The sequence below is a fragment of the Xenorhabdus szentirmaii DSM 16338 genome (assembly GCF_002632585.1).
In the GTDB taxonomy this organism is placed as follows: Bacteria; Pseudomonadota; Gammaproteobacteria; order Enterobacterales; family Enterobacteriaceae; genus Xenorhabdus; species Xenorhabdus szentirmaii.
This window is the reverse complement of the sequence record NZ_NIBV01000001.1, coordinates 1,192,588-1,209,727: the sequence shown is the minus strand read 5'-3', so window position 1 is coordinate 1,209,727 and position 17,140 is coordinate 1,192,588. Positions and strand designations below refer to the sequence as shown.

Annotated in this window: 10 protein-coding genes and 1 pseudogene; all 11 read right to left on the bottom strand. The window is 52.8% G+C overall.

From position 1 onward, the window contains the following. Window positions 1–24: 24 nt before the first annotated feature. Window positions 25–2,442 (bottom strand): type VI secretion system Vgr family protein, encoded by a 2,418-nt coding sequence (locus Xsze_RS05585; protein WP_422645794.1) that lies wholly within the window; start codon window positions 2,440–2,442, stop codon window positions 25–27. 47 nt (window positions 2,443–2,489) lie between these two features. Next, window positions 2,490–3,827: a VasL domain-containing protein gene (locus tag Xsze_RS05580; protein WP_099139105.1), complete on the bottom strand. Its 1,338-nt coding sequence runs from the start codon at window positions 3,825–3,827 to the stop codon at window positions 2,490–2,492. A 99-nt stretch (window positions 3,828–3,926) separates the two neighbouring features. Next, complete coding sequence (tssM, locus tag Xsze_RS05575) at window positions 3,927–7,493, bottom strand: type VI secretion system membrane subunit TssM (protein WP_038241116.1); 3,567 nt, start codon at window positions 7,491–7,493, stop codon at window positions 3,927–3,929. Further along, window positions 7,490–8,941, bottom strand: coding sequence for a type VI secretion system protein TssA (gene tssA, locus Xsze_RS05570; RefSeq protein ID WP_038241114.1), 1,452 nt, complete (start codon window positions 8,939–8,941; stop codon window positions 7,490–7,492). Before tssA ends, tssM begins: the two co-directional genes overlap by 4 nt. A gap of 5 nt (window positions 8,942–8,946) precedes the next feature. Then, the gene (vasI, locus tag Xsze_RS05565) at window positions 8,947–9,618 is read right to left on the bottom strand and encodes a type VI secretion system-associated protein VasI (RefSeq protein ID WP_038241113.1); all 672 of its coding nucleotides are present in this window, start codon (window positions 9,616–9,618) and stop codon (window positions 8,947–8,949) included. Further along, a complete protein-coding gene (locus tag Xsze_RS05560; protein ID WP_038241112.1) occupies window positions 9,615–10,424 on the bottom strand; it encodes a hypothetical protein in 810 nt (269 codons plus the stop codon). Before Xsze_RS05560 ends, vasI begins: the two co-directional genes overlap by 4 nt. Window positions 10,425–10,429: 5 nt before the next feature. After that, a pseudogene (tssH, locus tag Xsze_RS05555) lies at window positions 10,430–13,168 on the bottom strand (type VI secretion system ATPase TssH); the annotation flags it as partial. Window positions 13,169–13,177: 9 nt separating this feature from the next. Beyond that, a complete protein-coding gene (icmH, locus tag Xsze_RS05550; RefSeq protein WP_038241110.1) occupies window positions 13,178–13,945 on the bottom strand; it encodes a type IVB secretion system protein IcmH/DotU in 768 nt (255 codons plus the stop codon). A 2-nt stretch (window positions 13,946–13,947) separates the two neighbouring features. Then, a complete protein-coding gene (gene tssK, locus Xsze_RS05545; RefSeq protein ID WP_038241108.1) occupies window positions 13,948–15,300 on the bottom strand; it encodes a type VI secretion system baseplate subunit TssK in 1,353 nt (450 codons plus the stop codon). Window positions 15,301–15,302: 2 nt separating this feature from the next. Further along, on the bottom strand, window positions 15,303–15,857 hold the full coding sequence (tssJ, locus tag Xsze_RS05540) for a type VI secretion system lipoprotein TssJ (RefSeq protein WP_038241106.1): 555 nt from the start codon (window positions 15,855–15,857) through the stop codon (window positions 15,303–15,305). Next, window positions 15,841–17,136, bottom strand: a complete 1,296-nt coding sequence (gene tagH / locus Xsze_RS05535; RefSeq protein WP_038241104.1) for a type VI secretion system-associated FHA domain protein TagH — start codon at window positions 17,134–17,136, stop codon at window positions 15,841–15,843. The genes tssJ and tagH overlap by 17 nt, the downstream gene beginning before the upstream one ends. Window positions 17,137–17,140: the final 4 nt, after the last annotated feature.

The window sequence follows — 17,140 nt, the reverse complement described above, 5'->3', positions numbered from 1 at the left end:
ATTTTGTTACTGTTTTGTCCGCTATCAGTTCAGGGTGATGACATCTTTCCCGTTCACAATGACGGTCTTACCGGTAATATGGATATTGCCGTCTGCATCAATCGAAATACTGCCTTTGGTGTTGCCGATAGTGATGCCGCTCTCAGTGGACTGAATGGTGATTTGTCCTTTGACACTGAGGACACTGGTTTTTTCCACGGTGACCTGCCGTGTTCCGATGCTGCTCACTTCCATGCCGATAACTTCTTTATGGCGGTCAGCCCGCACGCTGATGGCCTGATTGTGTCCGACACTTTCGATATGGTCGTGCATCACGCGGGTACTGCGGTCGTTGAGCACGGTGGTATCCATATCCTTCTGCGCGTGCATTGACAGTTTTTCACTGCCTTTTGCATCCTCAAACAGCAGTTCGTTGTAGCCTTCCCCTTTATGGGTCTTGGAGCGGAACGCCATCTGGGTTTTGCTGCCGGGCAGGCCGCCCGGCGGAATGTTGCTGGCGTGATAGGTGCGTCCGGTGACAATGGGCTGATCCGGATCGCCGTGCAGGAAATCCACCACCACTTCCTGACCGATGCGCGGGATGGCGAGCATCCCCCAGCCCTGACCGGCCCACGGTTGGCTGACACGTATCCAGCAGGAGCTTTGATCGTCGCTTTTGCCATACCTGTCCCACGGAAATTGCAGGCGGACACGGCCGTACTGGTCACAGAAAATTTCTTCCCCCGCTGGCCCCACGACTTTGGCAATTTGCGGGCCATCCACAACCGGTTTAGGCAAGGGTGATGGGCGCCAGTTCTGGTTATGCTGGATAAAGCTGAAATCACTGTGCAGCGTGGTGCCCCCCTCACCGCTGCCGGTTTCCCGTGCCTGCGGTTGGCTGCCGGAGTGGCTGGCACTCACGACCTGCCACGGCTGGTTAAGGTCGGCACGCGGGTGGTTGGTCAGGGTGAATAATTTACCCGGTTGCACGGCAATGGCGTTGCCGCTGCCCTGTCCCGTCATCGCATCGTTGCGCAGGGCCTCAAGGCGGTAGCGGGTGAAGGCTTTACCGTGCACCTCATCCTTGAACCGGCCCGGATAGTCGTAGTGCTCGTAGTACATTTCCTGCAAGGTGTCTTCTTTCATTTTCTCCTTGAATTCTGCTGACCAGGCCGGATTTTTGAAGGTATAGTCCTTCAATTCGACCTGCGCCGGACGTACCTGAGCACTGGACGTCATGTGGCTCACGGCGGGCTCACCTATCGTGCTGGTGTCACCCGGCTGATACGGCAGCACAATCCCCAGCGGCACTGAGCCGGAATCATCGGCAAAGACCACGGTATTGCGCCCGTTGCTGCATTCAAAGAAGTAGAAGATCCCCTCTTCTGCCGTCAGGCGTTGCAGGAAGGCAAAGTCACTTTCCTGATATTGCACACAGAATTCCCGCTCGGGGTGGGGATGGCGCAGACTGAAAACGACATCACGGATATTGTGCTCTTTCAGGATAGTCGTGATGATGGTTTCGATATCCTGCTGCTGGAAGATGCGCGAGTTCTGCCGCAGGGTGGTACGCCATAAATCCGGCCGGATGGTCATCTGGTAGGTGGTCTGGTGCAAGCCGGTGTCGCCTTGCTCAAAGCGGGCAACCACGCCGGTGATACTGCGTTGCTCAACACCATCCTGCAAGATGGTCAGGGTGGCGCTGCGATCCAGTACCAACGGAAAATCAATGGCCGGATCAGCGCTGGCCAGACCGACGTGCACGCTGAACGGCATGGAAAGCCCTTCAGTCAAGTTGAAACCGGTCACCACAAAGGTGTGGGGAAGCAGGCTGCCCGCCGTCAGGGTAAATTGCAGGCCACTCGGGGTAGGAGCGCCGCCTCCCAGCATTTGCAACATGCTATTCATCACATCCTGACCGCCCATGCCACCGCTGCCGATGACACCACCGGCAAAACCACCAACGCCAACCTTGCCTAAACCGCCTGCACCACCTAAGCCACCCGCGCCTTTTAATCTCCCGCCGGCAAAACCGCCAACACCAACTTTGCCTAAACCACCTGCACCACCTAAGCCGCCCGCGCCTTTCAGGCCACCTGTAATACCACCGCCGCTGATCAAGTCACTCGAGGAAAGAGAGCCGCCCAAGGCACCTCCTTTTTTCAGGCCGCCGGTAAAACCGCCACCGCTGATCAGGTCACTCGGTGAAAGAGAGCCGCCCAAGGCACCTCCTTTTTTCAGGCCGCCGGTAAAACCGCCACCGCTGATCAGGTCGCCCGGAGAAAGAGAGCCACTCAAGGCACCTTCCTTTTTCAGGCCCCCCGTAATGCCGCCGCCGCTAATCAAGTCGCTGGGGTTGCGCACCAAGTCGGTGGCTTGCTTAACCTGTCCGGCTGCCTTTTTCCCCTGCTGGAGAAGGGCTTTTCCTTTCTTGAGTTTCGCCATGCGCTTCTTCATTGACATACTTTTATCTCCCTGATTAATACCCACCGTCCGATGTGACGGTTTTTTCATGGTTTCGGATCTTCAGTCGCTTGACGCAATCGGTCATAACGACCAAGCAAGGCGTTAAAACGGTCATCGATGGTTTTCAGCAGTACCGGCGGCGCGTTCTCACCTTTTGCCGCATGGGTGCTTAACTGACGCAGCAGTTCCTCCAGCGGGACTTCGCTGCCGTGGCTACGCTGGATGTCATAAATCGCGGTTTTCAGGTAGGACAAGGTGAAGCTGCCCCGGGAACGCTCCTGTAACAGAATTTTGTCCGCCAGCTGTTGAAGCTGATCTCGGGTGGTGTGCCAGCTGCCTTTGAGCGGCACGCTGTCAATGCGGGCGGAAACGAGTTGATCCCATTGGCGGGTTACCTGCCGTTGGAGGGGGGATTCCGGCCATTGTTCTCCGGCGGTTTCCGTCAACCGACGGGCTGCCTCCCACGTTATCCGTGGTGAGCTTTCCGCCAGTCGTTCAAGCTGGTGCTGGTAGCTTTCCAGTTCCGGCTTATACAGCCAGTTCAGCCATGCCCCCGAGGACTGGGCCGTGACGGTTTCCAGCTGTTGTTGCAGTGGTTTATAGAACAGCAACCAACTGCCCACCAATGTCAGTGCTCCCAGCAAAATCCCCAGCCCAAAGCCCTGCCATGCACTGAGTCCCTTTACCGGCGGTTCAGTAAACTGCACCCGGACACGTTGCTGTGTCTCGACTTTCTGGGGAACCTCATGGTGCGGGATGGGCGGCGGGGGCGGTGTTTCCGGTTCAGTTTCCGATTGAGACAAATATACCAGTGGTGGCATCTGCACAGGGGCGGGCGTTGGTTTTGCCGCCTGACGCGGTTTCTCCAGTTTTTTCGCCGCATTCTGGAAAAACCACAACAGATTTTCCACACGCGGCAATCGTTTCAGATCGGATTGCTGCAATCGGTCGATAATTAACTGTAACGCCCGTTCAGCACGGTAAATCATCCTGAGGTCACTTGCGCTAAAATCCTGCTGGCGCAATATGTTGCCCGTTCGGGAATGAAACCATTCCAGCAGGTCAGTCCGCACCTGTGGTTGTGGTGGCCACAACGTATCCCATTCACTGACGATCACCCCCGCCAACAGTTCGCAGCCTTCGGTGAATCCCGCCAGACCACTCAGTTTCATGCGGGCCAGTGTGTAGTAAATGGCGGTTTGCAAATCCACGCCGTTTGTTTTGAATAGCGTCAGGGACAGTGATTCCACCAGCAACCAGTTCACCTCGGGTTGCGACGGATGGCTGGTTTTGTTGATTTCATCCCGGATAACGGAAAATTCCGGCAGGTCCGTTGGGCTGCCACCCGCGCGGATGATGAGGTTTTCAGAATGCCCGCTCATATTCTTGCTTTTCTCCTTAAAAAACCCCCGCCCAAAGGCTTTGGGGGGGGATTTTGCTTTCAAGATCTATCTCGCCTTCCTTAATCGAAAGCTGTCGCTTCAATAGAGGGTATCCGGCAGTTTGAACTTACTGAACATGCCTCCTGCAAACGGATTGTCTGATTCGTCCACGTAGATGCGGTAGGTCATCTCACCGCCTTCTACGCTGAAGCGAACGTCAAAGAATCCCGGCTGAATATGGGTCAGCTTGCCGCTGTTAATCAGCCTCAACTGTGCCCATGGCCCCGTGAAGCTGATAGAGCGTGGCGCCTGATTGCTTCTGTCCGGCATCAGGGTCAGTTTGCTTTCGGTACCGGTGCGCATGGAGTTCGGCCACACCAGACGGGCGACATTGCTGCGTCCGTGTGAGTAATCCACCAGTTGGCCATCCAGGTTCAGCAGGGCGCGGCGTTTATTGCCAGTCAGGCTGACAGGTTCGATGGCAAACTGTGTCCCGAGGCCATTTTGGGGCGTAAAGAAGGTGTTGCGGATACGCTCCGCCAGTTCCAGCTGTTTCACTACGTCTGAACGAATAAGTGTCTTGCCGTCAGTGCCCATGGTCATGTTGTATTCCACAAACGGCCGCAGGTTTTGTTTATAGAATGCATCCAATGTGCCATTCGGGCGGAAGAAGCGGTCGAATTCACTGAGCGGCACTTCTTCTTTGGCATTCGGGTTAAACGGATAACGGCCTGCCAGATAAGTCTTATACTGTTTGACCACCGTGTTGTTCCATTCCACCTCCAGCGAGTGGACCGCTTCCATCACCACAACACGCCATGCCTCTTCAGCCAGACTGTTGATCCAACGTTTCAGAGGCTCCGGCAGGCTTTTTGCCATTTGCTGCACTTCCAGAATGGCATCACTGTTGTTCTTGTCCATGCGCATTTGTACGGCTTGCAATGCGGCTTTGCCTGGGACCGGGGAGTTCTGGATCATCAACAGGTAGCGATGCAGCTCCATCAGCTTCTGGTCGACGCTTTGCAATGTACTGCCTTTATCCCCGTGCTCACGCAGTACGCTGGTTTCCGAGGCAAAGTCACGGCTAATGTCAGTCAGCAGCCTATAGTCCGGTTGTGCCAGCAAGGCGCTCTTTTCCTTGCTGTTCAGTGAACTGTCTATCTGTGGCGGAGTGGTGTTCTCACTCATGATTTGCAGCGCCCGGCGGATGGGCTGATCACCGCTGATGATCTGCTCGATGGCATCGATGGCCTGTGGCAAATCATCAAAGTTGCGCACTTCAAGGTTATTCATCGCGGCACGCCAATTGGCGGTGTAGTCAGACAAATACAGTTTATTGATTTCTTTCAGGATCTCATTCTTATCGTCCTGACTGTACTGAGTATTATTTTTGGCAATGTTCAGTACCCAGCTGTCCATTTCGATCAGTTTCGTCAGTTCATCTTCCTGACGGACGAAATAACTCGTCAAACCCTGTCGGGTCAATAATTGCGGGATCACCAAACGTTTTTCATTGCTGGCAACAAAGATGCTGTCAAAACTCGGGCCAATCTGGTCACGCAGGTTGATGGGCGCAGGCAGAATTTCCTGTGCCCGGATGCGCAGGTTCTGATAAACCCGTTGTTTCACGGTCAGGGTTTTCAGCTCTTGCTGTGCCTGCCTGATCGGGGCAACAAACGGTGTGAAGCTTTCAATCGCTTCTTTGTCACCGTCATCGCGTTTCTTTTTCCAGTCGGTTCTATCCAATGCGTAGCTCAGATGGGTCAGCAATGCTTCCTGCACATCGCGGCGCCCGTAAAATGCCTGACTCCAGCGTTCGCGCATGTATTGCTCGACCAGACTATTATTGCGTTTGCTTTGGTCTTCCATCATGCGGATGACACGCAAGATCTCGAGTTTTTCTTCGCTGTTTGCGGGCGCCTGTTTCAGGTCATCCAATAGTCCCGCCATCAGGGAAGGCAGGAAACGTTTCTCCAGCAGTTTCAGGTAAGTGGTTGCCACATAAGGCCCGACGCGGCCACCCTGGTACAGCGCCATGTCTGTCAGGAAGGAGGTGTTATGGTCATTGCCGTAGGCCAGCGTCGCGTCCCGGATCGGGTCAAGCTGCGACAACTGGAGGTTACCGTGGCGGTCATCCCCTGTCGGAGGCGGCACGGAAAGGAATTTTTTCGTCTGGGCAAGAACTTCTTCACCCGCACGGTAGTTTTTCAGGTAGAAGTGATGCCAGCCACCCCACATCGCCACAATGACCAGGGCACTGATGGTGGAGAAGGTAAACAGCTGACGGCGGTTGCGGCTCAGCCAGATCCGGTTTTCGGCCGCCAGATTGGGTTCTGCCAGCAGCACGTTTTCAAACAGCGCTTGGGTAAAGTAAGGCAGGGTATCTCCCGCAGGCCATGTCGGGTAAGCCTGTGAACCCAAGTGATACTGGGCCGATGCGGATTGCGTGAACAGGTCATCCATTTGCCCTACCTGACGTGCCGAGGTCAGGTAAACCCCCCGCAGGGTCGGACGATGATGCTCATCGTTATACAGGATATCTTCCAGCATTTGGACAATGTAACTGTGCAATCCCTGAATCTGGCGGGTGAAGCTGAACAGGGCGCTGCGCTGGTTGGCATCCACATTATTCAGCATCATGTCCGGCATCGCTGTGTTCAGGTTGCTCATCCACTGCGTCCAAAACTGCGCCAGCTCACTGCGCCAGGCTTTTTCATCCCGGTTGTTGAGGCTGAAAGTGACCCCGAGGATCTGGTCGCGCAGTTTGCGATCCAATGACTGGTACATGGCGTCAAAACCATGCAGCAAGTCGATTTTGGTCATGACCAGATAAAGCGGCAACTGGCTGTGGAAAGTCAGGCGAATGTCCTGTAAGCGCTGGTGGATTTCCCTGACGTAGCGCTCACGTTGCTCACGGCTGTCGCTCAACAAACGCAATGTATCCACGGTCAGGATAATGCCGTTGAGGGGCTGGCGCTGACGGTTCTCCGACAGCCAGTTCAGCAGGGCTTCCCACAAGCGGCTGTTGATTTGGGGTTTGTCGCTGTTGAGCGGTACAGGCTGGTCAATCAATTGGCCTTTCGGATCGATAATGACCGCCTTTTCCCCCAGCCAGCAATGCAGCATCAGGGACATTTCTCCGTTCTGACGCAAATATTCCGGTGCCGCGATTTCAGATAACTTATACCCTTCTTCAATCAGGGCGGTCTTGCCGCTGTTCTGGCTTCCCACCACCATATACCAGGGGCGTTCATACAAATAATTATAGGTATCCAGATGGCGTTGCAGCTGGGATTTCCAATGTTCGAGATAGCGATCCTGATGTTCAATATCCACCCGAACCGGATCGACCACTTTCAGTTCAACATCAAGGTTGAGTTTTTCCAGCGTCCGTAAGCGTCGCCATGCTTTCATGCCAACCCACAACAGCACCACCATAACAATGAGGGCGGTAGCCAGCCAGCGTGCCGCCAGACTTTCCAGCGGGTAATCATTGCGGATGTTCCATTGCGGCCCAAACCACCAAACGGCAATCAGGAGCAAGCAGGGGAGCAACGCCAGAACCACCGCCATCACAGCCTTGAGACGAGGCAGGGACTTAAATTTTCCCAATATCGGCAACGCCGATTTCAAAGTTGCCAAAGAGGACAAAGAGGGCCATTTCATGGGTTAACGCTCCTGTTTGAAGCCGGTTCCGAAGATGAAGACAGGTTTTCAGCCAGCAAAGCCAGCAAGCTGGGTTCCCATTGAGTGAGTAACATGTGTTGTCCCGTATGTAACAAGTTCCGGTAATGCTGTTGTGCCAATGACGCCATGCCTGCCTCTTCCAGTAATTGGGCATTGAGCAATTGGCCGTAGAATTGATCGCGCGGCTCAGTCAGCTGTTGCTGGTGTTCTTCCAGCATTTTCAGGGCTGCTTCTAACCCCTGCTGCGCAAAGCATTGCCAAATGGCTTCCTGATCAGCGGAAACCGCCCCCTTGCTGGTTGTGGCAGGTTCAGGCTTGAGCCCCTCAAGATTCTCTGGCGAAATAAACGGGCTCATATCGGAAAAGCTCAGTGTTTTCAGTACAGGTAACCGTGTCAGAAAAGCATTCAGCTCATGGCGGATGGCTTGGGCGACCTCTTTGTAACCCAGTTGCAATGCAGCCTTGGCCGCTATTTCATGCCCATCCAGCCAATAAGGGGCCAGAGTCAGGCTCTGCTCAATTTGCTGGAGTAATTTGTTATCCGCTGTCGGTAATCTCGCCAGGTAATCCGCTGTACGATCTGCTGAAATCGGGGCCAGCGGTGTTTTACCCGTTGCGTTCGCCATGGGTGCCGTGGTGATGGTATGCCAGACGGCATGGCGCCTCAGGGAATAACCAAGGGGCGATTCAGGGTGGCGTTCACAAAGCAAATCCGCCACGGTCAGAAGAGTCTGCTTCCACGCTTTTTCGCTCGAGCTATTCACATCCACGTTTGGCATTGGCACTGAATTTTGGCCTTGGGAGGTTTGCGCCAACGTTTCTGTTGCAGATGAATCTGATGACGGGCCTGCCGCCACCGAAGCCGGCTTCGTTTCCGTCGGTGCGGTTTCTGGCTGGCGGTTGTAACGGGTACGCAATTGATCGACTTCTTTGGCCAGATCAGGCTCAAGGCTGTGCCAGCATTGGGCGAGATGTGCCAATGCACCTTGCGCGTCATCCCGTTCACTTGGGCTTGCCTGTTCGGTGAAACTGCCCTGGGCCGAATCAAAGCGCTTGAGGACTTGCTGCGCCAACCGGCGTTTCATCACGGGCTTGGTTGGCCACGCCTTGTCCCAGTAGTTTTTGACATACTCGGTCAACAACTCCATGGCGAGGACTAATTCAGCAGAGTAACCCGCATGTTGCAGGGTCCGCAGCAAATGAACCATGAGCCTGAAGTCTTTGCTGGTTTCCCTCAGCAACTGCAATGCCTGTCGCCGGATCTCTTCCAGATCTAACGAATCATGCGACAGCGAGCCAAATTTGATCATTTCGCTGTCAATGTATTCCCATGCCGGTTCATTATCTCCCAGCACCTTGCCAATCTGTTCGTCGGACAGGGGGGTCAGCAGGGAGCCGAACCAGTCAAATTGTGTTCTGATGTCCATGTCGATTACCAACGGCAAGCAGCCCGCAATGGTTTAGCTGCTTGCTCCAACTGAGAAATATTAAAAGTTATCTGGCTACCCTGGCTGCCTGTGATGGTCATGCGTTCGCTGTTCATCAGGCGCTTGATTTCTTCAATGCCCGGCAAGCCGCGGCTGGATTCCCACAAATAACCGTGTTCCCGCGCAAACCATTCCGTGCGGTATTGGGTTTTGTCCGTCGTGACCATGACCGCACCTGATTCCACCTCTTTGGGCAGCGCCACCTGCAAGCGGGTGATACTGTCGATGCAGCTCAGCATCAATACGGGACGGGGGGGAGGAACACCAATCGCAGGCGTGGTCAGGATAATTGGCGCTGCTCCATTTTTTCCCTGCGATACAATGAAGTTGGTGGAGTGATCCGTGCGTGTCATCTCCTGCTCCATCGCCTGCCGCCATGAAGGGCCCATTTCTTCAATCGGAATTTGGATAGTTTTGAACCTGAGGCGATTCAACGTACTGTCATAGCATTCCAGCCGGATAAGCGGGGATGGCTCAAAACGGCATTTTTGCAATGCATCTAAATGTTGTTTTTCCTTTACTACTGAGGCAACATCCTTTGGTGCAATAACCTCCGCAAGCTTAGGGTCCCCTGTCAATGAAACAAGCAATGAACTGATAATTAAAACAATATTCATAATCTACACCCGTATTTAGCCAGTTTGTAAACCAACGTCCGTTGGGGAATTCCCAAACTTTGGGCAATCAATTTGGTGTCATTGCCAAGTTGACGCTGACGTTGAACCAACACGGCGCTTTCAAATTCTTCTATGGCCTTTGGCAGATTATCGATATGACTGTAATCCACGGAGATACTGCTGGCCGCCGCTGACGTTTTCGATTCACTCAGGGAAGCCAGCAACTCATCCAGTTGTCTTTCTTTTTGACGCTGAACCTGAAATACCTGGCGGATCTGGCGTAACTGTCCGCGCAGTTGTTCGAGTTCCTGCAATTTTTTCAGACGGTGCTGCATCACATGGCAATAGATGCCGAACATGTTTTCGTTGTTGGTAAAATGGTGGATTTCTTCGGCAAAAATGGCGATCACGCCGCACGCTTGCCCATTGCAATCAAACAGCGGGATACCGCATAACCCACAGTTATGCGGTAACTCTGCGATAAACGTCCGGAAATGGGGATCGTCAATGCGTACCCCGTGATTGAGGGAATCCCAGACGATCGGGGTTCCCTTGCGCAATATCTGAATCAGCGGGTTATTGACGTCATTGATGTCCACATGCAACCGGCGTGAATGGGTTTGCTGGCGCTCAGGCTGGAAATCGGGCAAGTTGTAGCATTCCAGCCTGTTTTCTGTGATGTTAAGCAGGAAAACCAACAGGGCATCAAAACGCGAGCTATGGCTGACCTGTAAAAAATGGTCAACCAGTTGTTCTACAGTGTCATCTTCTAATAACGCTAACGCGCTTTTCAGCCGCTGTTTCATTATTCCGCCTCCTCAACCTCTGCACAGAACTCATGTTCAGCGACCGTCAGGCGGATCGCCCGAATCGCAATTCCCGCAGCCATTTTCTGCAACAGCAGTAATGAAACCGGGGGCAACAGCGCACCATCAATGATGGATTCCAGCATGCGGGCACCGTTTTCCGCACGGGTGGCACGTTGCAGGATTTCTTCGGATACCGCATCACTGATGGTGACTTCGGCATTGAAACGTTGGGTCAGCAATGTGTCCAATCGCGCCAATTTGCCCTGAATAATCGTTTTCAAGGTTTCATGGCCCAGCGGCAGATAAGGGATGACTTCCATACGCGCCAGCAATGCAGGTTTGAAAAATGCCGCCAGTTCCGGGTAGAGCAAATCGTTGATCTGGTCGGTCTGCCCTGCATTGTCTACGATGGTCTGATAGCCCAGGTTAGAGGTCAGGAAGAACACCACGTTTTTGCAGTCAATGATCCGCCCTTCGCCATCGGCCAGCTCGCCTTTATCGAAAGCCTGATAGAACAGGTTCAAGACATCGGGGTGCGCTTTTTCCACTTCATCCAGCAAGACAACGGAGTAAGGTTTCTGGCGAATGGCTTCGGTCAGCACGCCACCTTCGCCATATCCCACATAGCCCGGAGGTGAACCAATAAGACGGGAAACGGTGTGTTTCTCCTGAAACTCAGACATGTTGATGGTGGTGAGGTACTGGCGGCCGCCAAACATCAGTTCCGCAATTTGCAGGACCGTTTCCGTTTTCCCCACACCACTTGGCCCCACCAGCAAGAATGCCCCCAGAGGACGCCCCGGCCGGCGCAAATCTGCACGCGCGGTCAACAGGTGTTTATGCAGGCACTGAATGGCGGTTTCCTGTCCTTTGATACTTTGGCCCAAATGGGTCGGCAGCTCGGTAACGATGGACAATTCACTCTGTGATAAACGATTCAGTGGCACGCCAGTCCATTCCGCAATGACGGCGGCAATCTGGGTTTTGTCCACATGCGGGGAAACCAGTGTTTGCTTCTGCTGGAGTTCAGCCAGTTGTGCGTTAAGCCCGGCCAGCTTTTCAATCAGGGAGTGTTCGTCAGTGGCGACGGCTACCGTGTGTTCAATGACATCACTCTGTTCTGCAAGCCCATGCTCTGCTTCATTTGCTTCGACAGGCTGCTCTGCCACATCTTCCGCGATCGCTGCGACTTCTTCTTCAACTGTTTGAGCTTCATCTTCAAGCCCTTTATCAGACAGCAATTGGCTGCGCAATTCGATAATCTGCCTGACCAATTCCTGTTGCTGTTTCCAGCTGCTTTCCAGCGCAGCCAATTGTTCCCTGACGTCTGCCTGCTGATTTTGCAGCTCTTCCAGTCGCTCAGCATGAACGTTTAATCCCATGCGCTGCTCTCTCTCCAGCACATCAATTTCCATTTGCATCTGGTGCAATTCAGTGGTCAGCGAGGAGATCTGACGTGGCGGTGAAGTCAGGTTAATGGCAACACGGGCACATGCGGTGTCCAGTACATCAATCGCTTTATCCGGCAACTGGCGGCCAGAAAGGTAACGGTCACTCAGCACCGCTGACGCTTTCAGCGCCTCATCATCAATCAGTACACCATGCGCCTGCTCATAAATGGCACGCAGGCCACGCATGATGACGGTCGCTTCATCCGCTGTCGGCTCAGAAACTTTCACCAGTTGGAAACGGCGCGACAGCGCGGCGTCTTTTTCGAAATACTTTTTGTATTCGCTCCAGGTGGTCGCCGCAATGGTTTTCAGTTCACCGCGTGCCAGGGCCGGTTTCAGCAGGTTGGAAATATCCAGCCCGCCGGCTTGGTTGCCTGCCCCGATTAATGTATGGGCTTCATCAATAAACAGGATGATGGGTTTGGATGACTGGCTGATTTCGGCCATGATGCCTTTGAAACGCTTTTCAAATTCACCTTTAACCGCGGCTCCCGCCTGCAATGCCCCCAGATCCAAAGTCATCAATTCACTGTTGCGCAATTTATCCGGCACACGATCATGAATGATGCGCAGCGCCAGACCTTCAATCAGGGCACTTTTACCGACGCCGGCTTCACCAACGACAATGGGGTTGTTTTTCCGGCGACGGCAAAGGATGTCGATCATCAGATCGATTTCGTTATCGCGGCACAAAACGGGATCAAGTTTGCCCTTGCGCGCCTGTTCGGTCATATTCTGGGTAAAACGCGCCAGCAGACTGTCACTGTTTGCCGGATGTACTCCTTGTCCCGCATTATCATCTGCCGCCATCGGCTGCTCAGCAGAGCCATTCGTCCACTCTGCAAAATGCTGGCGCAATAATTCACGGTTGATGCCTGCCAGCAAACGCGCGGTTTGTGGGGCCAGATAACGCAGCGGGCTAAACAACAGCGCAATCAGCATCACGCCGCCGCGCAGTTCACTGTGCTGCATCTCGGTCGAGGCCAGCAACCAGCTGTCCTGCAACCATTCCACCAGCATGGGGGAAAAATTCGGGTAAGCTTGTGCAATCGACTGATGATGAACCATCACCTGATCGAGTTGTTCTTTCAACAGGTCCTTATCGATACCGACTTTATTTAAGATCAGGCGCACATCACTGAGCGGTGTATCGATCATTTGGAGCAGCAGCTGTGCTACCGTGATTTCAGGTTGTTGCTGACTGACGCAAGATGCCGCCGCCGCTTCCAGTGCGTGGCGGGTCATCGGGTTTAAACGATTTACAAGGGTGGGTAAATCAATCTGGATCATGACGACGTCCTATCTCAATAATTTACTTAGCTGCTCTAATATGTCTTGGGTTTGATCACCGAGGCGAATGGCATAAAAACTGTAAATGGCCACCAACAAACCCACGCTGATCGCGAGCAGTTGTTTGATGGTCCATCGTTTGCTCAGACGGTAACGCGCATCACTCTCGTTGATATTGACATACAGCGTGGTTGGCGGAGTTTCTCCCCGCAGTGCGTGAAGCTGTTGCTGCAAGCGACGGAACAGGCGCTCAAAATCGTCACTTTTCTGGGTGCTGACTTTGTAACGCCCGCGATATCCCAGACAGAGGCAAAGGTAGATGAATTCCAGCAGGTGCTGGTAACGCTGGGCTTCTCCCATCAAGCGCTCAAGCAGTACGAAGACCTTCTCGCCTCCCCAGGTTTCATTGTGGAAATGCACTAACAGTGATTGTTTCAACCAGCCATTCTGGCTGTTCCAGCCGTGCCCCAACGCGGTTTCATCAATGAAGGTGCACAGTACGTAACGGAATGAAACAATTGCCCCCGGCTCATAGCCTTTGGTTTGCAGATGCTGCTCAATAACGCGAATGTCAGTCACAACCTGTTGGTAAAGTTTGTCTGGCAGCGCCTGATCATTCATGTCCTGCAAACGCAAAACCATCCCCAATAAGGGGGTGGCTGCATCAATCATCGGGTTGAGGCTTTCACCACGCAACGGTAGCTGGTACTGGCGCTGAAATGTTTTCAGCGTTTCAGATTTGTCCAGCGACAGACTGTCAACATTGATATCGCTCATGATTATTCCTTACCGCTCCTGATAGCCCAGAGCTGCATATCTAAGTCAGGGAAATCCCCTGATACGTGGAATGCGATGGAATTTCCCTGCTGGATCTCTTTCCACGCCGGGCTCTTCTGATCCAGACGGAAATAGGTGTAGCCAGAGTGATATGGCAACTGGCGAGGGGCGGCAGACAACGCAATCAGTGGTACGCCCGGCAGCTGAACACTGACCAAATCACGGATTTTTTCCATCGACGTAACTTTGGTTTGCTGGACGAACTGACGACGCAACTGCTCCTGCGGGGTACTCGCACTGATTGCCAGTACAAATTCAGCTTTGTGCAGCAAATCGCTGTCATGGAGCGTCGCCACACGAATGCCGCCTTCGTTCTGTCTCAGTGCAATCGAGGTAGCCCGTGGTGTCAGAACGACATTCAATGCATCACGGATGGAGTGCATCGCATTGTGGAAAGTATCTGTCAGATTGTTGTGGTCATAAGCCAGCATATTTCCCGGCAGACGGCTCGCATCGGTGAATGTTCTCAGTTCGCCGCAGGTCTGGAGCAATTCGGTATATAAATGCAGCGGGTGCAGAACGGTCTGTTTTGCATAGTGGTTGAACAGGGGCTGAACGCGGTTCAGCAATTGCAGCATCATAAACTCTGCCACATCCGCCACGCCTTGCTGACCCGGTGAACCAATCCGCTTGGCCAATGTTCTGGATCGCTCGGTCAGCAGGCCATCAATTTCCACCATGAAACGCTTGAGTTTGTCAGCCACGAAGATAGACACGCATGTCGGGATAAAATCGTTATCCAGTACAATCACACCATCTTTTTGTTTTTCCTTAATGCGGCACAACGGGATTGCGGTGTATGCGCTCATGTCTTCGGAACCCTGCATCAGGACCGGAGCCAGTTGAGCCAGCTTAAGAATGAAAGAATCGCCCCCTTTGGTATGCAGGTCACGCACATCCGCAGGCAGTTCACGATAACGCACGGCACTTTTCGTTTCTGAACCCGCCTCTGCAACTTCCTGAATGGTATCGCTGGAGATCGGCAGGGCGAGATAAATATCCTTGCTTTTCAGGTCATTGATATTTTCGATATCCAATGGTTTTGGCAATTGATCCTGACTGGGTGTAGAGAAAATCGTCCCGTCAGGCATAATGCCGCTGGCTTCACTAATCCCGATGCGCCCCAGCTTAAGCAGGTCATCGTTGATGCGCAGGGAACTGAATCCATGAGCATAAGGCGTCAACGCAGAAACAAAACTGTGTATCAAATAATCAATATGTTTTTGTTGTTGCTGAAAATGTTGTGGCTTGATGAATAATCCTTCGTGCCAAATCACCCGATTTTTACCTGACATGATTACTCCTCCTCTTTTCTAAGTTCTACGTCGTTATTTCTGACATGCACCAAGATGTGGTAATGGCGGCCGATGTCTTTTACTCGGATGATCTTTTTCCATTCAGATTGGTTGACATCTGCATAGTGAACGATGACACCGATATAACGGTTTTTCTTTTCCAATGTGATAGCTTCCAGGGGCTTGTACTGCCCCGGCAACAAGGTGTAATCCTGATGATCGATATAATTTTTCCCCAGCGCTTTTTCGAGTTTGTCGCTTTCAAATTGGTCATAGTCAGCCGCAAGAAAACGCGAATCTTCACTGAGGTAAACCAGATGCATTTCAACAGGGGCCGCTTCACCACTTTCATTGGGATTGATGTCGGATTCCGCCAGCAATGTAATATTGGCAATAGAGGCCTGATCATTGGGCTCACCAACCGGCGTGGAAGGGTCCCAAATGACCTGGCCGACTTTCTTTGTGGCATTCCATGCACTGCCACAGCCGTTCAGCAGCATCACTGACAGCAATAAAATCCCTACAACCCATATCCGGTGACTAGCGGAATGTGTCATTGCCGGATTCCTCCAAGCCCTGACGCAGCGCGCGGTCATAAGCTTGCTCATACACCTCACGGAATAACTTTTCGAATCCCTGCTGACGGCTGGAGGCCAATTCACGGTAATAATTGGTATACATTTCCCATGCCCAGGACGCATCTTTGCTCCCGGTTTCGCTGCTGCGACGGTAATGTGAGAAACGACGGAGCAGCTGTTCCGGGGAAAAGGCTTCCAGCATGGTGTCCAGTGCAGCAGAAATAGCCGCGCGGTTGGCCTGATAATGCAATTGCAAATTGTGCAGGCTTTCCGCTACTGCCGCAGGTGCAGATAAATGCACAGGGCTTTTCTGATCTGAGAACATCACCTGCATGGTCGTGTCATAATCCATGTTCAGGCGCAATGGGTTATCTTCAATGGGGCGAAGTTGTTTATCACGCAGTCCGTGCTGCTCACGCTGAAGCAGCAGCAATCCTTCAATCGCGGCTTTCATGGTTTTGCCCATCTCTTGCAGGAAATCATTCGCTTGCTGGCTGTCGTGCAAAGGCAGCCGCGCTTCTAATCCCCGCATGAGCGGTGTAATGGCAACATGATCAACATCCCTATTTTCATACGACAGATCGGATGCAATATTGGGTAAATCAAGGAACTCCTGTTCCATAGCACTGCCTCGGTTATCAGAAATAGGATTAGCAAATGGGGGTTCTTGGTAATGATCCGGCGGTAACAGCTGTTCTGTGTCATTCGCCTCCATCTCCGCTTTCAGTGTGGTCAGGCTTTCACTGTCAAGTACGCGAAGTGGATCATCACTGAAACGGTGCATCACGGTCGGCGCAATACTTTCATCAGCAGCAAACACCGATTTTTGCATTGGCGAGCCTTCCATCATGGCATCCATTGGATTGCTGTAACTGGACACCAATGATTCAGGAGATACCGTTGAAGGATCGATGCGGTCTGAGTCAGAAAAACTAATGTGGGCCTTGATCAACAAATCCCCTATTTTAATTTGATCGCTTTGCTGCAAACGAACCAAACCTGACCGGGGCGTTAAATCAGCATTGTTGATCTGTATCGCTTCTGCCAGCAATTGCAGGCAGAATGCCCCATCCTGCCACTTAACGGAGAACTGTGACGGGAGAATGCTTCCCTTCTGATCCTGTACAGACCAAAGGTGGCTTTCACTGCTGCCGACGGTGCCACCTTGGGTTGAGAACTGGCAATTGGCGGCTCTGCCACTTTCCAACTGTTCGCTGTTGAGAACCCGTAATGAAAGGGTTGGTTGATGTTTTTCCATAAGT